Source organism: Bradyrhizobium sp. AZCC 1693 (assembly GCF_036924745.1).
GTDB lineage: Bacteria > Pseudomonadota > Alphaproteobacteria > Rhizobiales > Xanthobacteraceae > Bradyrhizobium.
On sequence record NZ_JAZHSD010000001.1, the window covers coordinates 4,903,594 to 4,923,136 of the forward strand.

The window sequence follows — 19,543 nt, forward strand, 5'->3', positions numbered from 1 at the left end:
GCTTTAGCCGTTGGCCGATGCGCCTCGCTCGGCCAAAACGGTCTGCGACGCCAGCCACTGCCACATCCATCGATACACCCACGGTATCGGGATGATGAAGGCGCTGGCGATTGCAGCCACGATCGTACGCCACAGGAACTCCAGGCCGCTGCCGATGAAGAGGACTTCGCGCCGCGTGCCCTGGATGTTCCGGCAAACCCACCGCATCCAGGCCACGTAAACCCAGGCCCAGCCGACGATGGTGATGATGGCGATAGCCGCAAGAATGGCCCAACCGACGTAAGCCCAGACCGGGCCGGAGAAGCCGAGTTCGAGTGGCTGCCCGTTGGACGCGAGATTCGCGATGAACCATTTGAGAAACAACCAGTGCAGGGCCATCAGAACGAGGATCATCAGATTGCTGAGCAACTGGCTGCCGATAAAGCCAACGCCAATCATGAGAACGACGAAGCCAAAAAACCAGGGAACGATCGTCATCGCCTCGCCCTCGAAGCTGAGGTTCGGCCGTCCCGGCACGCCCACGCACGGGACGATCCACTTGATGTACCAGATCAGAACCCATGGTGCCGGGATGATGAAGATCAGACCGACCACGAGCGCCAGGGTACGCCACGTAAATTCCAGGATCCCGAAGTCGATCGACAGCGGACCTCCGCTATAGCTCCCGGCCATTGGCGGCTGGCCGCCGGGGTGCGGCATGGAGGGCGGGCCTGATCCGCCGGGGATCAGGCCGGGAATGTCGCCGGCCCGCTGCCAGCCCGACATCCCCTCGGTCCAGACCAATGTGTCCGCGCCAACCATGCCCCGGGTAATAAGGTCGCGGAGCTGCGCCTCCGGATAAGGGCCCTGTTGCTGGCCGCTGGATGCATAAAACCACGATCGGTTCGACATTATTATTCCCTTGAGCCGTGGAAATGGGGGAGCCGGCGGAGTGGCTGGCGGTGAAACCACATTTTGGCGGACGATCCTGCCGCCTGTACAGTGATCGACGTCACCAGCTCGAAATGTTTTCCGCTTCTACTTGCAACTTTTTTGTGCCATTTGCCTAGAAAGATGCCAGATTTGCAGTGGCGGCGCCGTCGGCGGTCAGTCCGCCCGGTGCTCAAGAAATATCCAGCGAAATGAAGGCCTGACCATGAAACTCGTCGTCGCGATCATCAAACCCTTCAAGCTTGACGAGGTGCGTCAGGCGCTGACGGCCATCGGCGTCCACGGCATGACGGTGACTGAGGTCAAGGGCTACGGCCGCCAAAAGGGCCACACCGAAATCTATCGCGGCGCCGAATATGTCGTGAACTTCCTGCCCAAGCTCCGAATCGAAATCGCGGTCGCCTCCGACGTCGCCGAGAAGGCGGTCGAGGTCATCACCGCGAACGCGCGTACCGGGCAGATCGGCGACGGCAAGATATTCGTCACGCCGATCGACCACGCGCTGAGAATCCGCACCGGCGAGACCGATAGCGACGCGCTTTGAGGCATCGCGAAAATTCAACGCGCGGCGGCAACGACGCCGAACGCGAGAAGCCAAGAAACGACAACGACACGACAACAGGCCGGGGGAATTCCATGGGGGCACCATCGTATCGTGCAGCGGGGAATGCTGCGCTCATCACGCTTGCGGCGAGTTCGCTCGCGACGCCGGCCCTGGCCGCCGAGACGTCCACCATCAATGCCGCCGACACTGCATGGATAATCGTCGCCACCGCGCTGGTCCTGATGATGACGATACCGGGCCTGGCGCTGTTCTATTCCGGCATGGTGCGCAAGAAGAACGTGCTGGCGACCATGGCACAGAGCCTCGCTGCCGTTGCGATCATCTCGATTCTGTGGGTGGCGTTCGGCTATTCGCTGGCCTTCGTCGGCGACGGTCCCTGGATCGGCACGCTCGACCGTTGGTTCCTGATCGGAATGACAATGGAGAGCGTCAACCCGGCGGCCAAGACGATACCGGAAGCGCTGTTCATGCTGTACCAGATGACGTTTGCGATCATCACGGTGGCGCTGGTGGCAGGCGCGGTGGCGGACCGGATGCGGTTCTCGGCCTATCTGCTGTTTTCCGTCGGCTGGTTCACATTCGTCTATGTGCCGCTTGCGCACTGGGTGTGGGGCGGCGGATTCCTTGCCACCAGGGGCGTGCTGGATTTCGCCGGCGGCCTCGTCGTGCATCTTTCCGCCGGCATCGGCGGACTGGTTGCGGCGATGGTGATGGGCCGGCGTCAGGGCTATGGCAGCGAGAACCTCGCGCCGTTCGACCTGTCGCTCGCCGTGATCGGCACCGGATTGTTGTGGGTCGGCTGGTTCGGCTTCAATGGCGGGTCGGCGCTGGCCGCGAATTCGCGCGCGGTGATGGCGATCACCGCGACGCATCTGGCCGCCTGCGCCGGCGCGCTGACCTGGGCAGCGATCGAATGGGCGACGCGGCGCAAGCCGTCGGTGCTCGGCATGATTTCGGGCGCCGTCGCGGGTCTCGGCACCATCACGCCGGCTTCCGGATACGTTGCGCCGTGGCACGGCGTCGTCATCGGCGTCGTCGCGGGAACGCTGTGTTTCTGGGCCTGCACCTGGCTCAAGCAGCGCTTCAAATATGACGACTCGCTCGACGTGTTCGGCGTCCACGGCATTGGCGGATTGACCGGCACATTGCTCGCCGGCGTCTTTGCGGTGAACGCGATCGGCGGCACCGCAGGTCTGATCGAGGGCAATGCGCAGCAAGTCCTGATCCAGCTCTATGGGATCGCCGCCACGCTGGTGTGGTCCGGCGGCATCACCTTTGTGCTGCTCAAGCTGGTGGGCGTGCTCGCGCCGCTGCGGGTATCGCTGCAGCAGGAGCTGGAAGGCCTCGATATCTCGCAGCACGGCGAAGCGCTGCAATAGGCCGCCCACCCCGTTACCACTTTCTTGCACTGCCGCTGAGCAGGGATTGTTTCCTCCCGTCAGGTCTGCCCACGATTTGGGCAAACCTGACTACGCTTTGGGCGCGACCGAATGGCGCAGGAACGTGCAATTCCCGCAAAGGGCGAAAAGGGCCGGATTCATAATCTGTTAGTGAACGGTCCTGATCTGGCACGGCATTTGATTCTATGGGTGCTGGCTGTGCCCGCGTAGTGAACATCTCCGCGTGGTGAACCTCAGTCGAGAACGCCCGGTCCCTCTGAGCCGGGCCCAAGCGGGGACCAAGACCCATGAAAATTGTTATGGCGATCATCAAGCCATTCAAGCTCGAAGAAGTCCGTGACGCCCTGACCGCCATCGGCGTTCACGGCCTCACGGTGACGGAAGTCAAAGGCTACGGCCGGCAGAAGGGCCACACTGAAATTTACCGCGGCGCCGAATACGCCGTGAGCTTCCTGCCCAAGATCAAGATCGAGGTCGCTGTTGCCTCCGATCAGGTCGACAAGACCATCGACGCCATCACGTCAGCCGCCAAGACCGGCCAGATCGGCGACGGCAAGATCTTCGTCATCAACCTCGACCATGCGGTTCGCATCCGCACCGGTGAGGCGGATGCCGCGGCCCTCTGATTTCGCGCTCAAACCTTACCACTCAGGAGTAAAACCAAATGACGTTTAAACGTCCCTATAGCGCGGGACTGACGGCCCTCGCAGTCGGCCTGTTCGCCGCGACCGCGGCCTACGCCGAACCAACCGTCAACAAGGGCGACAACGCCTGGATGCTGACTTCGACAGTGCTGGTGCTGTTGATGACCATCCCCGGCCTGGCGCTGTTCTATGGCGGTCTCGTCCGTTCCAAGAACATGCTCTCGGTCCTGATGCAGGTTTTCTACACCGTCTGCATCGTCACCCTGCTCTGGGCGCTCTACGGCTACAGCCTCGCCTTCACCGGCGGTTCCGACTTCATCGGCGGCTTCTCCAAGGCCTTCATGATGGGCATCACCACCGATTCGAAGGCAGCGACCTTCTCGGTGGACGCCAACATCTCGGAACTGGTCTATGTCTGCTTCCAGATGACCTTTGCGGCAATCACCCCCGCCCTCATCGTCGGCGCCTTCGCCGAACGCATGAAGTTCTCGGCGATCGCGCTGTTCATCCCGCTCTGGGTCACGCTGATCTACTTCCCGATCGCACACATGGTCTGGTACTGGCCCGGTCCGGACATGATCCAGGATGCCGCCAAGGCGCTCGCCGCGGCTGCTGACGGTGCCGCCAAGACCGCGGCGCAGGCCAAGCTCGATGAGATCAACGCCGACGCCGGCTGGATCTTCAAGAAGGGTGCGATCGACTTCGCCGGCGGCACCGTGGTGCACATCAACGCCGGTATCGCCGGTCTCGTCGGTGCGCTCCTGATCGGCAAGCGCGTTGGCTACGGCAAGGAGCTGATGGCCCCGCACTCGCTGACCATGACCATGATCGGCGCTTCGCTGCTCTGGGTCGGCTGGTTCGGCTTCAATGCCGGATCGAACCTGGAAGCCTCCGGCGGCGCCGCGCTCGCCATGACCAACTCCTTCGTTGCGACCGCAGCGGCGGCGATGGCCTGGATGTTCGCGGAATGGATCGTCAAGGGTCATCCTTCCGTGCTCGGCGCGTTGTCGGGTGCGGTGGCGGGCCTCGTGGCGGTCACGCCGGCAGCCGGCTATGCCGGCCCGATGGGCGCGATCGTGCTCGGCCTCGTGGTCGGTGTGGTCTGCCTGTTCTTCTGCACCGTGGTGAAGAACTCGCTCGGCTATGACGATTCGCTCGACGTGTTCGGCGTCCACTGCGTCGGCGGTATCATCGGCGCGCTCGGCACCGGCATCCTGGTGAATCCGGCGCTCGGTGGTGCTGGTATCATCGACTACACCGCCATTCCGCCGAAGGTCGCCGACTACGACTTCGCGGCGCAGATGGTCTCGCAAGCGTGGGGCGTCTGCACCACGCTGGTGTGGTCGGGCGTCGGTTCGGCGATCCTCTACAAGGTGGTCGACGTGATCGTCGGTCTGCGCGTCAACGTCGAAACCGAGCGTGAAGGCCTCGACGTCACCGAGCACACCGAGCGCGCCTACAACATGTAAGTTCTCACGGGATGCGGTCCCCCAAGGGACAACGTAGTCGTTGTCCCGGGGTCGCACCCACAACTCCGGTTCGGGCACATACCCGGCAATGCCCTGACCGTTGAGGGGCTCCAGCGCAAGTTGGAGCCCCTTTCTTTTTTGCTCGCCCGTCCCAGGAAAAAGATTGCCAAATCCGGCGCGAGCCGCCGAAATGGCGGTCAATAGAACCGGGAGGACGTCATGAAACTCGAAGGCGGATGCTATTGCGGCAAGGTGCGCTATGAGGCGGGAGGCGAGCCGATGATGAAGGCGCAGTGCCACTGCCGGGAATGCCAGTACATCACCGGCGGCTCCGCCAACGTCTTTCTGCTGATGCCGGCCGCCGGCTTCAAATACACCGGGCAAGCACCCAAGCAGTTCAAACGCAGCGACCTCGAACGACCCATGACGCGGGAATTCTGCCCCGAATGCGGCACCCATGTCGTCACGCGACCGCCGGGGATGCCGGCGATCGTGATCAAGGTCGGCACGCTCGACGATCCCACCCTGTTCGGCGAACCGCAGATGGCGATCTACACCGTCGACAAGCAGCCGTACCACCATATCCCGGAGGGCCTGCCGAGCTTTGAGCGGCTGCCGGCGCGGTAGCCTGCGCTACAAGCCTGTCTCGCTTTCCGGCGCGATCAACCTGACGGCCGGAAAGTAAGTTCGATAACGCCGCATATCGCGCGTCAGGAGGGGTAGCTGTTCGACGACTGCATGCGCGCCAATAAAGAAGTCCGGCAGCACACCGCTGCGGGTGCCACCCGCGTTGCGGTACTGAACCGACGCCTTGCCGGCCAGGAACAGCGCCATCCGCGGTATCGGCGCAACGGCGATGCCGGCCTTCGCCAAAGCGGCTTCGAAATCTTCAATCATTGGAAAGCGAATCGACGTTTCCGCAAAGATAACGTCATTGATCAGCAACGGACCGCGGGCAGCCGCGTTCTCGAGCTGCGCAAGCGACCACTCCCACCATCCTGGAGTCTGCCCGAAAATATCCAGCAGGACGTTCGAATCCACCAGCGTCACGGACTAATCCCCGCGCGTGATCGCCATGATTTCGTCCGTGGAGAGACCTGGGCCGGCGATACCGACCAGCTTGGCAAAGCGGCTTGGTTCCCTCGTGCCGTCGGCCTTCTCGATCACGATACTCCCGTCGGTCGCAAGCCGGAATTCAACCCGGCTTCCGGGCACGATCCCCAGGCGATCACGAACCGGCTTAGGGATCGTCACCTGACCCTTGCTCGTAACCGTCGTTGCCATGGCAGGCCTCACAGCAGTAATACCAGCTTAGAATATGGTAATACCTCGCAAATTGTCCAGACCAGCCGATGGTTAATCGCGTCTTAACCTCGCCGTATCTATGGTGGTTTGATGTGTTTCCGGTCGGAGGTTTAGTCCCTCGGCCGCTTTTGAAAGTGCTGGCGTATCAGACATGGCAATGACCGCCTCTTCCGGCGTGGCGCAGGGCGCTGGCAGTGCAACCCCTGCCGGTCAGGCCGAGCGCTCGCCCTTTCTGCGGACGACCGAATTGTTGGCGCCGTATCAACCCGCTAAGCCGTTGATTACGCTTTCATTAGGTGAGCCGCAGCATCCGGTGCCTGGCTTTGTCGGACCGGTCCTCGCGAAGCACATCGCCGAATTCGGCCGCTATCCCCTCGCCAAGGGCATCGAGCCGTTCCGGCGGGCGGCCGCGAACTGGCTTTCCACCCGGTTCCAGCTCCCCCGCCCGGTCGATCCCGAGAGCGAAATCCTGGTGCTGAACGGCAGCCGCGAGGGGCTGTTTTTCGCGGCGATCACCGCCGCCCGTTATGTTGGTCCGCGCAAGGGCAGGCCCGCGATCCTGATGCCCAACCCGTTTTATCCCGCCTATGGCGCGGGCGCCCGCGCCGCCGGTTGCGAACTGATCTACCTGCCGACCACGCTCGCCAACGGATTTTTGCCGGATCTCGATGCGCTCGATGACGCAACGCTGGCCCGAACCGTGGCGATGTTCATCGCCTCGCCCGCCAACCCGCAAGGCGCCGTCGCCTCGCGCGACTACTTCATCCGCTTGAAGAAGCTCGCCGACCGGCACGGCTTCATGATCCTGAGCGACGAGTGCTATTCGGAAATCTACACCAGGCAGGCGCCGGGCAGCGCGCTGGAATGCGCCGGTCCCGACTTCACCAACGTCGTAGCGTTCCAGTCGCTGTCGAAGCGCTCGAACCTGCCCGGCATGCGGGTCGGCTTTGCCGCCGGGGACCGAAAGTTTCTCGCGGCCTTTCACGAATTGCGCAATGTCGCGGCACCCCAGGTGCCGGTGCCGCTGCAGCACGTTGCGGTCGCTGCCTATAGCGACGAAGCGCACGTCGAAGAGAACCGCAGGCTTTACCGCATCAAGTTCGACCTCGCCGACCAGATTCTCGGCAGCCGCTACGGCTATGTCCGGCCCGCCGGCGGCTTCTGCGTCTGGCTCGACGTCTCGAAACTCGGCGGCGACGAGGCTGTGGCGGTGAAACTTTATCGCGATGCGGGGGTCCGCGTGATCCCCGGAAGTTATCTGTCGCGGCTGCAGAGCGACGGCTTCAATCCCGGCGCAGGCTACATCCGTCTCGCGCTGGTCTCCGACAGTGAATCAACGGCCGAGGCTTTGCATCGGCTTGTCGAAATTCTGGATTAATCGCAGGGCCCCATGAGCATGCCAGCGATCGAACGTGTCATTCCCCTGGTCGGCCATCTGCCGGTCTCGATCCGCGACGCCCTCGCGCGGCGCCTGCGCGAACTCGCAGGCCTTTGTCTGATCGCGCTATCCGGCGTGGCGGCGGCGGCTTTGATGACGTGGTCGGTACAGGACCCGAGCCTGAGCCACGCGACATCGCGTCCGATCCGCAACGTTCTTGGCTATCCCGGCGCGATCGGCGCCGATCTCCTGATGCAGATCCTCGGCCTCGGCGCGATCATGCTGATCCTCCCCGTTGCGGTGTGGGGCTGGCGCATGCTGACCCATCGCACCTTCGACCGCGAAGCGCTCCGCCTTGGATGCTGGATTCTCTGCACCGTGATCGCGGCAGGCTTTGCAAGCTGCTGGCCGCATGGCGGCGCGTGGGCGCTGCCGACCGGCCTTGGCGGCGTCGTCGGCGATGCACTGGTGCGCGCGCCCGCCGTGGTGTTCGGTCCGGCCGGCTTCACCTATCGTCTCGTGCTCGGCATCATCCTGTTCGCGGCGATGTGCACGGCCTTCCTGTTTGCCAGCGGCTGGGGCTCGCGCCCGAGAGATGAAGAGCTGACGCCGATCGAGGACGATGACACGCCCTTCGAGGAAGAAGCAGATCGCAGTTCGGTTTCGCTCGGATGGGTGTATCACGCGCTGATGAGCGCAAAGGCGCGGCTCGGTTGGCTGATGAGCGCGGCCTACCGATCGCTGGTGTCGAGTTCGCCGCCGCCTCGCACGGCCTCGTTCGAACGTCAGGAACCGAGCCTCCGCGGCCGCGCCGCGCCGGCACTGGCCCCGCGGGACGAAGAATTCGAGGACGAGGAAGAAGAGGAAGACGAGGACGAGGAAGTCCCGGCCGCCCGCGCTCCGCGCAAGAAGGCTGCGCCGCGCGCGGCGGCGCGTAAATCCGATAAATTCGAACTGCCATCGGTCTCGGTGCTGACGGCGCCCAAGGCGTCGGACCGGCAGCCGCTCAGCAAGGCCGAACTGGAGGCCAATTCACGCGCGCTGGAAGGCGTGCTCGGCGATTTCGGCGTCCGCGGCGAGATCGTCAAGGCCAATCCCGGCCCGGTCGTGACGCTCTACGAACTCGAACCGGCGCCCGGCATCAAATCCTCGCGCGTGATCGGCCTTGCCGACGATATCGCCCGCTCGATGAGCGCGCTTTCGGCGCGCGTCGCCGTGGTGGCCGGCCGCAACGCCATCGGCATCGAACTGCCGAATGCGCATCGCGAAAAGGTTTACCTGCGCGAATTGCTGACCACGAAGGACGAGTCGCACGCGAAGCTGCCGCTCTGCCTCGGCAAGAATATCGGCGGCGAATCCATCATCATCGATCTGGCGCGCACGCCGCATATGCTGATCGCCGGCACCACCGGCTCCGGCAAATCGGTCGCGATCAACACCATGATTCTGAGCCTGGTCTACCGCTTGCGGCCGGATCAGTGCCGATTGATCATGGTCGATCCCAAAATGCTCGAACTCTCCGTCTATGACGGCATCCCGCATCTGCTGACGCCTGTTGTGACCGACCCGAAAAAGGCGGTGGTGGCGCTGAAATGGGCCGTGCGCGAGATGGAAGAGCGCTACAAGAAAATGGCCAAGCTCGGTGTGCGCAACATCGACGGCTACAACCAGCGCCTCGTCGAAGCCAAGGGCAAGGGCGAGGAGTTGACGCGCACGGTGCATACCGGCTTCGACAAGGAAAGCGGCAAGGCGATCTACGAGGAAGAAAAGCTCGATCTCGAACCATTGCCCTATATCGTAATCATCGTCGACGAAATGGCTGACCTGATGATGGTGGCCGGCAAGGACATCGAAGGCGCGGTGCAGCGTCTGGCACAGATGGCGCGTGCCGCCGGCCTGCACGTGATCCTCGCAACCCAACGTCCGTCGGTCGACGTCATCACCGGCACCATCAAGGCGAACTTCCCGACCCGTATCTCGTTTCAGGTCACCTCGAAAATCGACAGCCGCACCATCCTCGGCGAAATGGGCGCCGAGCAACTGCTCGGCCAGGGCGACATGCTCTATATGGCCGGCGGCGGACGCATCAGCCGCGTGCATGGTCCGTTCGTCTCCGACGAAGAAGTCGAGAAGGTGGTGCGTCACCTCAAGACGCAGGGTGCGCCGGAATATCTGGAAGCGGTCACCGCGGAAGAGCCGACCGACGAGGACGGCGCGGTGTTCGATTCCACGGGCATGGGCGGCGATGGCGGCGGCGACCTGTTCTCGCAGGCGGTTGCGATCGTCAAGCGCGACCGCAAGGCCTCGACCTCCTACATTCAACGCCGGCTGCAAATCGGCTATAACCGCGCCGCATCGTTGATGGAGCGGATGGAACTCGAAGGCATCGTCGGGCAGGCGAATCACGCCGGCAAGCGCGAAATTCTGGTCGCGGAGGAAGAGGGCGGATTCTAGATACAGGCGCCGAACGTGGATTCGGCGCAACGATTTTCACGGAAAAACGATATCTCCTTTGGTCGAAAGCACGATAAAATGGGCGGTAGCGGGATGCCTCGTTGAATAGAGATCCGAAATATCTGATGACACAACAACCCACCCATCGCGGGCTGCGCTCCGGACTGGCCCTTTTGATCGCCACATCCATCGCAGGCTTCGCGACGCCGGCGCTCTCGCAGACCGTGCCGGTTCCGAAGCCCGCGCCCAAAGGCCGCGACGGCAGCGTGCAGATGAGCGCGCAGGAGAAGGGACCGACGACCACCGGCGCCACCCAGACGCCGCCCAACCCGGTGATTCCCAACCCGAACCGCAACGTCCCGGCCAATATTTTTGCAACCTTCGACGCCAACCAGAAGGCGCAGGCTGCCCGGGTCAGTTCCTATCTGTCCTCGCTGCAGACGCTGGTCGGAAATTTCGTCCAGGTCGGCCCTGACGGCAGCAAGACCAAGGGCGATTTCTACATCCAGAAGCCGGGCAAGGTGCGTTTCGAGTACGATGCGCCCAGTCCGATCGCGATCATCGCCGACGGCTCGTCGCTGGCGGTACGGGATACGAAGCTTGCGACCCAGGACATCTATCCGCTGTCGCAAACGCCGCTGCGCTTCCTGCTGTCGGACCGGATCGATCTGTTGAAGGACACCAATGTCGTCAACGTCACGGCCGATGACATCTACATCAGCGTCACCATCGAGGAGAAGCAGGCCCTGATCGGCACCAGCCGGCTGATGCTGATGGTCGGCACCAAGGATGGCCAGCTCAAGCAATGGACGGTGACCGACCCGCAGGGATACGACACCACGATTGCGGTCTACAATCTGGACTCGACAAAGAAGGTCGACCCCGGCCTCTTCAAGATCGACTTCACCAACTACATGACCCCTGCGAATTAGAGCGTTTTCGAGCGAAGTGGGTCCCGGTTCGCGTGAAGAAAACGCGTCAAAACAAAAAGCTCTGAACCGCGCGCCTTCGCCATTCTTTCTGTGGAGAGGCGGAAATCCGTGCCGGGAACCGTGGTAAGACACGGCCCTCATGCGGTTTTCCCTGACAACGTGGAATATCAATTCGGTGCGCCTTCGCATCGACATCGTCGCCAAGTTCCTCAAATCGGCGCGGCCGGACGTGCTGTGCCTGCAAGAAACCAAATGCATCGACGACGCTTTCCCGCTGAAGCGATTCAAGCGTCTCGGCTATGAGCATGTCGCGCTGAACGGGCAGAAGGGCTATCACGGCGTCGCCATCATCTCGAAACTGCCGTTCGAGGCCACCGATATCAGAACCTTCTGCGACAAGATCGATTCGCGTCACATCTCGGTGGCGTTCGGCGAGAAGGCGCAGCTCGCAAAGCCGCTGGTGCTGCATAATTTCTACGTACCGGCCGGCGGCGACATTCCCGATCCCGCGCTCAATCCGAAGTTCGATCACAAGCTGAAATTTCTCGACGAGATGAAGGCGTGCGAACCGCTGCATCCGCGCGGCGACGACCGGCATATCCTGGTCGGCGACCTCAACGTCGCGCCGCATGAGAATGACGTGTGGTCGCACAAGCAGCTTTTGAAGGTCGTCTCGCACACGCCGATCGAATGCGAGAAGCTCTTGGCGGCGCAGGCCCATGGCGAATGGTTCGACGTCGCGCGCGAGCGGATCCCGCTTTCGGAAAAGGTCTATACGTGGTGGAGCTACCGCGCCGCCGACTGGACGGTGGGCGACCGTGGCCGGCGACTCGACCACATCTGGGTTTCGCGCGCGTTGAAAGATGGTGTTAGCGATTTCAAGATCACCCGCGACGCCCGCGGCTGGGAGCGCCCGTCCGACCACGTGCCGGTAACGGTGACGCTGGAAGCGTAGCGATCAGATGCTCAGCTTGGCGCCCGCCATCAAAATATCGCTGGCGAGCTGGCTGGTGCGGGTGGCGAGTTCGTCGCGCAGGCGGCGCGCCGCGCCGGGGTCGCTTTCGAGCACGCGTTGAAACAGGCTGCGCGCGACCCGGATGACGGAGGAATGATCAAGCGCGACTGCGCTCGACGGCCGCTTCATCGCGACGATCAGCGCCAATTCGCCGATCAGGGAGCCGGGGCCCGCGACGACTTCGGCGCCGCCGTCCTCGACGCGAAACGAACCGCGCTGAACGATATAGCCGGCATCCGCCTCGTCGCCGGCGTTGAACAGATAATCGCCGGGCGAGAAATTGCGCTGCTCCGAGCCGATCGCCAGCATGCGCAGAGCCGCCGTTCCCAACAGGCGTAATGTCGGGACCCGCTCGAGCAGGGCTACATCATCTTCGATCGACATGGACCCGTGACTGGGATGCGCGAAAATTACGGATCGTGGCTGCGAATCGTATCACGGCACCAGCTTGTAGCCACCGGCTTCCGTCACCAGGATTTCAGGATTGGCCGCATCCTTCTCGATCTTCTGCCTGAGACGGTAGATATGGGTTTCCAGCGTGTGCGTCGTGACGCCCGAATTGTAGCCCCAGACTTCCTGCAGCAACGTCTCGCGCGACACCGGCAACTGGCCGGCGCGATACAGGAAACGCAGGATCGCGGTTTCCTTCTCGGTCAGCCGCACTTTTCTGGCATTGGCGGCGGTCAGCATCTTGGAGCCGGGCCGGAAGCTGTAGGGACCGACGGAAAACACCGCGTCCTCGCTGGCCTCGTGCTGGCGGAGCTGCGCCCTGATCCGGGCGAGCAGGACGGCAAACCGGAACGGCTTTGCGACGTAATCATTGGCGCCGGATTCGAGCCCCAAGATGGTGTCTGAATCGGTGTCGTGGCCGGTCAACATGATGATCGGCGCCTTGAAGCCGCCCTTGCGGAGGCTGCGCACGACTTCCCTTCCGTCGGTATCCGGCAAGCCGACATCCATCAGCACCAGATCGGGGGAGTTGGCTTTGGCGGCGCTGGCGCCCTTGGCGCCGGTATCGACTGCGGAAGCTTCGAATTCCTCGTGCAGCGATAGTTGCTCGACCAGTGTGTCGCGCAGATCGGTGTCGTCATCCACGATCAGGATCTTGCGGGCATTGGGCATAGGATACGATCCTCTTGAGGGCAGGCGGCGGACACAAGTGGGAGCGTCTCAAGCCGGGTCTTGGTCGGTGACAACCTGATTCGCAGGCAAACTTCACAAGCAAGCCGGGTCATCAGGGTACTGATTCGCATTGAGGTAAGAAATTGTTACAGATTCACAAGCCGAACCGCAGTCTATCCCAAATTTGAGGCCCGTTTGGATGAATGTCCTGTAATGGCGTCAAATAGAACAAATGCGGCCGGGCAGGCAATCCCAAGATTCGGGCATTGGCATGGAAAGCAACACCATTTCAATCACTTATCAGACAACCGCGCGTGATCGGCCGCTGGCGGCAATCCGGGTCCACAGGGCTGCTGGCGACCCCCGCCGGGGCTGGCTGACAGCGGACGGCTGGACCGTGCCGGTGGCACTTGGCCGCGGCGGTATCCTCGCCAACAAGCGGGAGGGCGATGGCGGCACTCCCAGGGGCACGTACCATCCGCTGCAATTGTGGTGGCGCGCCGACCGCCATCCTCGACCGCGGACCTATCTCCCGGTCCGGCCGATCCGGCCCGAAGACGCATGGTGCGAGGACCCGCGGGACCGCCGTTACAATCAGCCCATTCGCCTGGTCCGGGATCAGGCCGGCGACCGGCTCACGCGCGAAGACCACCTCTACGATTTCATCGTCGAAATCGATCACAACGCCGGCCCACGGGTAGCCGGCCGCGGCAGCGCCGTGTTCCTGCATCTGGCGCGCCCCAATTTCTCGCCGACGGCCGGATGCGTTTCGATGACAAAATCCGCCATGCTGCGGCTGTTGCGGCGAATGGGCCCGCAGACGAAGATCGTGATCGGCTGATGGGGAGGCAGAACAATGCTCGACAAGAACGCAATAGCGGCCGCGTCAAAGACGCTGCACGACCACTGGCGGGCCGGCACCAAATTTTCCGGCCTTGACGAAGAGCTGCGGCCGCATGACCGCCTCGAGGCCTACGCGATCCAGGCGGGAATCGAAAAATATTCGTCCGATAGTCTGTTCGGCTGGAAGATCGCCGCGACCAGCGAGGCCGGACAAAAGCACATCAACGTCGACGGCCCGATGGCCGGGCGCATCCTGGCCGAGACCGTAATTCCCGACGGCGGGACGGCTTCAATGGCGGGCAACGAAATGCGCGTCGCAGAACCTGAATTCGCCTTTCGCATGCGCGTGGATCTGCCGGCGCGTACCACGCCCTATACCGTGCGGCAGGTGCTCGATGCGGTCGATACGCTGCATCCGGCCATCGAGATTCCGGATTCGCGGTTTGCCGATTTCGTCAGCGCTGGCGCCGCGCAGATCATTGCCGACAACGCCTGCGCGCATCTGTTCGTGCTGGGATCGCCTACGAGTGCAGACTGGCGCTCGCTGGACCTGGTGGAGGAAAGACCCGCTGTCAGTTTGCGCGGCCGGCAATTTATCGGTCACGGCAGGAATGTATTGGGCGATCCGCGAGTGGCGCTGACATGGCTTGCCAACGAACTGCGCCAGCTAGGCGTGACGTTGAAGGCTGGCCGGATCGTTACCACAGGCACCTGCCACCCGCCGCTGCCGATTCAATCGGGTGATTTTTGCGCCGTCGATTTCGGCGCGCTCGGAAAGGTGTCGGTGGGGTTCAAGTAGACGCGTCAACTCAATGTCGTCCCTGCGAACGCAGGGACCCATACTCCGCGGCGGCACTGAATGGCACGCGGCCAGACGTCCTCAGACAACAAACATTGGTGGTTATGGGTCCCTGCGTTCGCAGGGACGACAATCTTACCGCGTCCCAAAAATCGCCGAACCCACGCGCACATGCGTCGCGCCGAGTTGGATCGCTACCGCGAAATCGGCGCTCATGCCCATCGACAGATTTTTCAGCCCGTTGCGCGCGGCGATCTTGGCCGTCAATGCGAAATGCGGCGCCGGCGCCTCGTCGACCGGCGGGATGCACATCAAACCGGAAATGACCAGGCCGTATTTGTCGCGACAGTTCGCGATGAAGGCATCCGCCTCGCCCGGCGCGACGCCGGCCTTCTGCGGCTCTTCACCAGTGTTCACCTGAATGAACAATTCCGGCCGCTTGTTCTGCGAATTGATTTCCTTGGCTAACGCTTCGCAAATGCTCGGACGGTCGACCGAATGGATGGCGTCGAACAGCGCCACCGCCTCCCTTGCCTTGTTGGATTGCAACGGCCCGATCAGATGCAACGCAATTCCGGGACAAGCCGACACCAATGCCGGCCATTTCGCTTTGGCTTCCTGCACGCGATTTTCGCCGAACACGCGCTGCCCGGCATCGATGACAGGCGAAATGGCCGCGGCGTCGAACGTCTTCGACACCGCGATCAGCGTCACCGACGCGCGCTCGCGGCGCGCTTCCTTGCACGCGCGCGCGATCTCCTGCTCCACCTGGGCCAGACCGTTTGGTAAAGACTTGGTTAGCGGCGTCGCCATCTCTCTCGCGTCATGTCCTGATTTCGGCCGGAAATTTTACGGCATTTCCTCGAATTTTACCAAGTTCGGGAAAGGCTTTTTGAAACCTTCGCTCTACCCTCCGATGTTGGGGGGCAGGATGTCTGGCGTTACTTTCAACCGCAATCGGGTCAAACTCAAGAAGCTTCTGGGAATCCGGGCGCGGCTTGCGATGCTGGCCGTGATGCTGGTGGCGCCCTTGATGCTGGAGCGCGTCCGCTCGCTCGAAGACACCCGCGCCAGGCAGATCGCGATGGCGTCAGAAGAATACGCCAACATCACCCACCACAGCGCCGAGACCCAGCGCGAGGTGATCTCCTCCGTCGAGACGATGCTGAAATCGGCCGCCTATATCCGCGCCTCCAGCGGCATCGGGCGCAGTTGCGAAATTTTGCGCGCCAGCCTGCCCGCCAACCTGCCCTGGATCCGCAGCATCATGCTCGTGAGCAAGGAAGGCGTGGTCCAGTGTTCCACCCTGAACATTCAGGTCGGCCTTAACATCGGCGATCGCGACTATTTCAGGAAGGCGCAGGAAACCCGCGATTTCGTCTTCAGCGACTACCTGTTCGGCAAGACCAACAACCGGCCGATCATGATGGCGGCCTATCCGGTCTCCGCGATCAACCCGGACGAAGATTCGGTCGCGGTCGCCGGCATCAATCTCGACTGGCTGTCCAAGATCATGGCCAACCTCGGCGGACGGCCGGGCATTTCATCGCTGCTGATCGATAGCACCGGCATCGTGCTGGCGGCGCCACCGGACCAGGCCAGCATGATCGGCCGGCCGCTCGACAACGTGCCGCTGCTGTCGGCGATCACCTACAAGGCGCTCAGCGCCAACTCCGATACCGGATCGCTTTCCTTTACCGCCAACGACGGCTCCAGGCGCGCCATCAGTTTCGCGCGCATTCCCGGGACGCAATCGCGCCTGATCGTCAGCGTCGACGAAGCCAAGGTGACGGCCGCGATCAACCGCGAGATCCGCACCGCTTATCTTCAATTGGGATTCGTCTGCCTGTTCGTGCTGCTCGGCGCGCTGATCGGGGCAGAGAAGCTCATCATCAATCCGATCGAAGTCATGACCGGCATGGCCAGGCGGTTCGGCGAAGGCGACTGGTCGGCCCGCGTTTCGCGCAGCCGGCTGCCGTTGGAATTCATGCCGCTGGCCCGCGCCTTCAACGCGATGGCGGCGCAACTCAGCCAGCGCGAGCGCGAGTTGGTCGCGACCAACGACCGGCTCACCGTGATGGCCTCGATCGACATGCTGTCGGGCCTGGCCAATCGCCGCGGCTTCCAGAGCCGGCTCGATTTCGAATGGTTGAAGGCGCAGCAGTATCATTGCGAGCTGTCGCTGTTGATGATCGATGTCGATCACTTCAAGCTTTACAATGACACCTATGGCCACCCCGAGGGCGATGCCTGCCTCACCCGGCTCGGTGAAGCGCTGGCCGGCATCGCCGGCGACACAATGGGCTTTGCCGGCCGCTATGGCGGCGAGGAATTCTGCCTGCTGCTGCCGAACACGAGCCCGCAGCGAGCGCTCGAGATCGGCGAAACGGTGCGCGCGACCGTGCAAGACCTCGGCCTGCCGCACATCACCTCCAGCCACCGCACCGTCACCGTCAGCGTCGGCGTAGCCGCGACGCTTCCGAGCGATGCGCAGACCCCCGGCGACCTGATCGAAGCCGCGGATGCCGCCCTCTACGCCGCCAAACACCGCGGCCGCAACACCGTGGTTGAGCATGGCTTTGCCAAGCTGGTCGACGAGGCGGGCATGGCGATGGCGGGGTGAGCGCTTGTCCCAGAGTCCCGCTTCCGATCGTCAAGCGGGCGCGCGATCGATCTCATCCCTCATGTAATTGAGGGCTGGGTCGAGAATTGCACGCCATGCGTCTTGCGAGTAGCCATCGACGATTCGTGCTTCACTGAGTGCATCGATGAACGCATCACGGAACAACCCGAAATGCTCGGTCTTGATCCCCATGCTGCGATGACGATCAACCTGGTCGCCAAGACTTGTGGTGCGCAAATCCCGCGTGAAGTTGAGGATACTGCCCATCGCCCTGTTTAGCTTCCGCGACTGCTCGTCGACGCTGGAGCCTTGCTGGAACAGGCCGCGGATTTCATCCGATTTTTCAAACAGGATTCGGTAGAACGAGCGAAAGAAATCCGCATTCTTGCGAAGCTCCGTGTTGTACTGTGTGTCTGCATATTGTTTTACGGGTATGGGGATTTTACCCTTCGCAACATCCTGGAGCGCACTGACAAGATCGCCCATCGGCTCCCAGCGGTCACCGCCTTCGAGTTCAAGCATCTTCGCAAGAATGAACGAAAGCGCCGGCTGGTTCAGCCGAAGTCCATCATCGAAGTATGATCTCGGCGATTTGAAGAAGTCAGCCTTCTTTTGCAGATCTGCAAAGGCTGCGATCGATACCGGTGGTTTTCCTTGCAACAGCTCCAGAGCCAGCAGCGCGAGATGATATTGATCCGTTTTCGCGCCTATTGGTTTTCCGTAATATCGCTCGGGGCTGAGATAGGAAAGCGTGCGAGAGTCCTGCAGGCGGGTAGGAAGGTCGCGACAGGACTCAAGAGTTTCGTTGGCGATCGGTAGCAGCGAGATATAGGCCTTGTCTCTCGTCGCGTCATAATGAACGTGCGATGGCCGGACCGGGCCAATCAGCGGCTGCCCCTCCATTCGATGCAAATCCGCCGCGACACGAACAAGCTGCCCAATTGCGCTTGCGACAAGCTCGCCGGGAAGCTTGCCTTCCTTTTCGAGCCTTGATTGCAGCGTTGGCACATTGAGATAATCCATCACGACGCAAGACAAGCGCGCATCTGGTATAACTTGCCTGATCTCGATCGCTGTCGAGTTGCTGATATTCTTGACGATGTTCGCACGTTTGACGAAATCGGTGTTGAGCCACCCCCTGCTCGGCGTCGGGATCAGGACTTTGATAGCGACGTCGATATCAGACTGTTTGGCCCGATAGAACATCGAGTAATCGCCGATTGCGAACGATTCGCCAAGCACGACATCCGAGGGAATCATTTCGGCGACTTGAGGCCGGATATCATCGGTAGTGTCGTCCAATCCGATGGCACTCAATGCGATGGCATTCATCAAATTGGATGCGATGTGGATCAGCGCATCATCGAGTTTTTTCTTGCTTAGCGTTGACAGCGGCTGGCTGGGTGGCCATGCCGCCTGGATATTGTCGAGCCCGGTCGCCTTCTGAATAGTGTCTGTGACCTCGTCGATCGGCACCCAAAAAATTTTGACGCGGCCGGCTTTCTGATAGCCGAGAATTTGGGGCAGTTCCTTCTTGATGATAAACGTCGAACTCAGAAATCCCTTACCGACAAGAAGCAGCGCTATGCGCGAACTGGCAATCGCGCCACGAATCTTCTTTTTCCAATCCTGACTCGTCTCGATCTCATCGTCGGACCAGAGTTCAAATGCTTGCTCGTAAACACCACCCCCCATGGCGGCCTGGAATTTCCGACGCCAGTTTGTTTCCCGGTGGCTATAGCTGACGAATATTTTGGCGGGCATCGGACTGTCGTCGCCTCCCCCGGTTGCAACCTTAGGTCTGGGGCGCGGCGGTGGCAAGACGGGCGACCACGACAAGCCCGACGGACGACATCAGCGGGATCACGCAAACGTCCTGCAATGGCGGCCCGCATCCATGGGCTAGAACGCGCGCGGGGGCGCTCACCAACATCGCGGTTTAAATACCATTCTCGAGCACGACTTTGCCAAGCTGGAGGATGAAGCCGGGATGGCGATGGCGGGGTAAACGGGGCACTTCGCGCCTTCGGTCAAATGGCCGTTCCCACCGCCCCAACCCGTTGA

At 62.0% G+C, this 19,543-nt stretch carries 19 protein-coding genes; 12 read left to right on the top strand and 7 right to left on the bottom strand.

The features are described from left to right. Window positions 1–3: 3 nt before the first annotated feature. Entirely contained in the window at window positions 4–891 is an 888-nt protein-coding gene (locus V1293_RS23405; protein WP_334512571.1) for a DUF4339 domain-containing protein, read from the bottom strand. A 244-nt stretch (window positions 892–1,135) separates the two neighbouring features. Here V1293_RS23405 and V1293_RS23410 point away from each other — a divergent pair, with 244 nt between their 5' ends. The 5 genes from V1293_RS23410 to V1293_RS23430 all read left to right on the top strand — a co-directional run bounded on the left by V1293_RS23410 (window position 1,136) and on the right by V1293_RS23430 (window position 5,635). Then, entirely contained in the window at window positions 1,136–1,474 is a 339-nt protein-coding gene (locus tag V1293_RS23410; RefSeq protein WP_108520132.1) for a P-II family nitrogen regulator, read from the top strand. Between the two features lie 92 nt (window positions 1,475–1,566). Beyond that, complete coding sequence (locus V1293_RS23415; RefSeq protein WP_334512572.1) at window positions 1,567–2,874, top strand: ammonium transporter; 1,308 nt, start codon at window positions 1,567–1,569, stop codon at window positions 2,872–2,874. A 308-nt stretch (window positions 2,875–3,182) separates the two neighbouring features. Next, entirely contained in the window at window positions 3,183–3,521 is a 339-nt protein-coding gene (locus tag V1293_RS23420) for a P-II family nitrogen regulator (RefSeq protein ID WP_008142813.1), read from the top strand. A gap of 38 nt (window positions 3,522–3,559) precedes the next feature. After that, window positions 3,560–5,008 (top strand): ammonium transporter, encoded by a 1,449-nt coding sequence (locus V1293_RS23425; RefSeq protein WP_334512574.1) that lies wholly within the window; start codon window positions 3,560–3,562, stop codon window positions 5,006–5,008. 219 nt (window positions 5,009–5,227) lie between these two features. Further along, entirely contained in the window at window positions 5,228–5,635 is a 408-nt protein-coding gene (locus tag V1293_RS23430; protein ID WP_334512577.1) for a GFA family protein, read from the top strand. Between the two features lie 6 nt (window positions 5,636–5,641). Here the strand turns inward: V1293_RS23430 and V1293_RS23435 are convergent, their stop codons facing one another. Both V1293_RS23435 and V1293_RS23440 read right to left on the bottom strand, forming a co-directional pair. Beyond that, the gene (locus V1293_RS23435) at window positions 5,642–6,058 is read right to left on the bottom strand and encodes a type II toxin-antitoxin system VapC family toxin (protein WP_334512580.1); all 417 of its coding nucleotides are present in this window, start codon (window positions 6,056–6,058) and stop codon (window positions 5,642–5,644) included. Between the two features lie 3 nt (window positions 6,059–6,061). Beyond that, window positions 6,062–6,292, bottom strand: a complete 231-nt coding sequence (locus V1293_RS23440) for an AbrB/MazE/SpoVT family DNA-binding domain-containing protein (RefSeq protein ID WP_334512582.1) — start codon at window positions 6,290–6,292, stop codon at window positions 6,062–6,064. Between the two features lie 172 nt (window positions 6,293–6,464). On the opposite strand from V1293_RS23440, the gene V1293_RS23445 reads away from it, so the two are divergent. From V1293_RS23445 to V1293_RS23460, 4 genes are all read left to right on the top strand, one after another. Then, window positions 6,465–7,691, top strand: coding sequence for an aminotransferase class I/II-fold pyridoxal phosphate-dependent enzyme (locus V1293_RS23445; RefSeq protein WP_334512584.1), 1,227 nt, complete (start codon window positions 6,465–6,467; stop codon window positions 7,689–7,691). Window positions 7,692–7,703: 12 nt separating this feature from the next. Further along, entirely contained in the window at window positions 7,704–10,145 is a 2,442-nt protein-coding gene (locus tag V1293_RS23450; protein ID WP_334512586.1) for a DNA translocase FtsK, read from the top strand. A gap of 125 nt (window positions 10,146–10,270) precedes the next feature. Further along, complete coding sequence (locus tag V1293_RS23455; protein ID WP_334512588.1) at window positions 10,271–11,077, top strand: outer membrane lipoprotein carrier protein LolA; 807 nt, start codon at window positions 10,271–10,273, stop codon at window positions 11,075–11,077. A gap of 139 nt (window positions 11,078–11,216) precedes the next feature. Further along, window positions 11,217–12,032 carry an exodeoxyribonuclease III gene (locus V1293_RS23460; protein ID WP_334512590.1) on the top strand — a complete coding sequence of 272 codons (816 nt, stop codon included), beginning with the start codon at window positions 11,217–11,219 and terminating at the stop codon, window positions 12,030–12,032. 3 nt (window positions 12,033–12,035) lie between these two features. Here the strand turns inward: V1293_RS23460 and V1293_RS23465 are convergent, their stop codons facing one another. Beyond that, window positions 12,036–12,476 carry a cyclic nucleotide-binding domain-containing protein gene (locus V1293_RS23465; protein ID WP_334512592.1) on the bottom strand — a complete coding sequence of 147 codons (441 nt, stop codon included), beginning with the start codon at window positions 12,474–12,476 and terminating at the stop codon, window positions 12,036–12,038. 51 nt (window positions 12,477–12,527) lie between these two features. Continuing rightward, window positions 12,528–13,214: a response regulator transcription factor gene (locus V1293_RS23470; RefSeq protein WP_028348340.1), complete on the bottom strand. Its 687-nt coding sequence runs from the start codon at window positions 13,212–13,214 to the stop codon at window positions 12,528–12,530. Window positions 13,215–13,485: 271 nt separating this feature from the next. Here V1293_RS23470 and V1293_RS23475 point away from each other — a divergent pair, with 271 nt between their 5' ends. Further along, window positions 13,486–14,055: a L,D-transpeptidase family protein gene (locus tag V1293_RS23475; protein WP_334512595.1), complete on the top strand. Its 570-nt coding sequence runs from the start codon at window positions 13,486–13,488 to the stop codon at window positions 14,053–14,055. 15 nt (window positions 14,056–14,070) lie between these two features. After that, window positions 14,071–14,856, top strand: a complete 786-nt coding sequence (locus V1293_RS23480; RefSeq protein ID WP_334512597.1) for a 2-keto-4-pentenoate hydratase — start codon at window positions 14,071–14,073, stop codon at window positions 14,854–14,856. A 135-nt stretch (window positions 14,857–14,991) separates the two neighbouring features. Here V1293_RS23480 and V1293_RS23485 read toward each other — a convergent pair whose 3' ends face one another. Further along, complete coding sequence (locus V1293_RS23485) at window positions 14,992–15,669, bottom strand: YggS family pyridoxal phosphate-dependent enzyme (protein ID WP_334512600.1); 678 nt, start codon at window positions 15,667–15,669, stop codon at window positions 14,992–14,994. A gap of 118 nt (window positions 15,670–15,787) precedes the next feature. On the opposite strand from V1293_RS23485, the gene V1293_RS23490 reads away from it, so the two are divergent. Continuing rightward, the gene (locus V1293_RS23490) at window positions 15,788–17,479 is read left to right on the top strand and encodes a sensor domain-containing diguanylate cyclase (protein WP_334512602.1); all 1,692 of its coding nucleotides are present in this window, start codon (window positions 15,788–15,790) and stop codon (window positions 17,477–17,479) included. 30 nt (window positions 17,480–17,509) lie between these two features. Here V1293_RS23490 and V1293_RS23495 read toward each other — a convergent pair whose 3' ends face one another. Beyond that, entirely contained in the window at window positions 17,510–19,243 is a 1,734-nt protein-coding gene (locus V1293_RS23495) for a TIR domain-containing protein (RefSeq protein WP_334512604.1), read from the bottom strand. Window positions 19,244–19,543 lie beyond the last annotated feature (300 nt).

Excerpts from the sequence above, each read along its gene's own strand:
- V1293_RS23405 (WP_334512571.1), bottom strand. The coding sequence starts at position 891 with ATGTCGAACCGATCGTGGTTTTATGCATCCAGCGGCCAGCAACAGGGC.
- V1293_RS23410 (WP_108520132.1), top strand. The coding sequence starts at position 1,136 with ATGAAACTCGTCGTCGCGATCATCAAACCCTTCAAGCTTGACGAGGTG.
- V1293_RS23415 (WP_334512572.1), top strand. The coding sequence starts at position 1,567 with ATGGGGGCACCATCGTATCGTGCAGCGGGGAATGCTGCGCTCATCACG.
- V1293_RS23420 (WP_008142813.1), top strand. The coding sequence starts at position 3,183 with ATGAAAATTGTTATGGCGATCATCAAGCCATTCAAGCTCGAAGAAGTC.
- V1293_RS23425 (WP_334512574.1), top strand. The coding sequence starts at position 3,560 with ATGACGTTTAAACGTCCCTATAGCGCGGGACTGACGGCCCTCGCAGTC.
- V1293_RS23430 (WP_334512577.1), top strand. The coding sequence starts at position 5,228 with ATGAAACTCGAAGGCGGATGCTATTGCGGCAAGGTGCGCTATGAGGCG.
- V1293_RS23440 (WP_334512582.1), bottom strand. The coding sequence starts at position 6,292 with ATGGCAACGACGGTTACGAGCAAGGGTCAGGTGACGATCCCTAAGCCG.
- V1293_RS23445 (WP_334512584.1), top strand. The coding sequence starts at position 6,465 with ATGGCAATGACCGCCTCTTCCGGCGTGGCGCAGGGCGCTGGCAGTGCA.
- V1293_RS23450 (WP_334512586.1), top strand. The coding sequence starts at position 7,704 with ATGAGCATGCCAGCGATCGAACGTGTCATTCCCCTGGTCGGCCATCTG.
- V1293_RS23455 (WP_334512588.1), top strand. The coding sequence starts at position 10,271 with ATGACACAACAACCCACCCATCGCGGGCTGCGCTCCGGACTGGCCCTT.
- V1293_RS23460 (WP_334512590.1), top strand. The coding sequence starts at position 11,217 with ATGCGGTTTTCCCTGACAACGTGGAATATCAATTCGGTGCGCCTTCGC.
- V1293_RS23465 (WP_334512592.1), bottom strand. The coding sequence starts at position 12,476 with ATGTCGATCGAAGATGATGTAGCCCTGCTCGAGCGGGTCCCGACATTA.
- V1293_RS23470 (WP_028348340.1), bottom strand. The coding sequence starts at position 13,214 with ATGCCCAATGCCCGCAAGATCCTGATCGTGGATGACGACACCGATCTG.
- V1293_RS23475 (WP_334512595.1), top strand. The coding sequence starts at position 13,486 with ATGGAAAGCAACACCATTTCAATCACTTATCAGACAACCGCGCGTGAT.
- V1293_RS23480 (WP_334512597.1), top strand. The coding sequence starts at position 14,071 with ATGCTCGACAAGAACGCAATAGCGGCCGCGTCAAAGACGCTGCACGAC.
- V1293_RS23485 (WP_334512600.1), bottom strand. The coding sequence starts at position 15,669 with ATGGCGACGCCGCTAACCAAGTCTTTACCAAACGGTCTGGCCCAGGTG.
- V1293_RS23490 (WP_334512602.1), top strand. The coding sequence starts at position 15,788 with ATGTCTGGCGTTACTTTCAACCGCAATCGGGTCAAACTCAAGAAGCTT.
- V1293_RS23495 (WP_334512604.1), bottom strand. The coding sequence starts at position 19,243 with ATGCCCGCCAAAATATTCGTCAGCTATAGCCACCGGGAAACAAACTGG.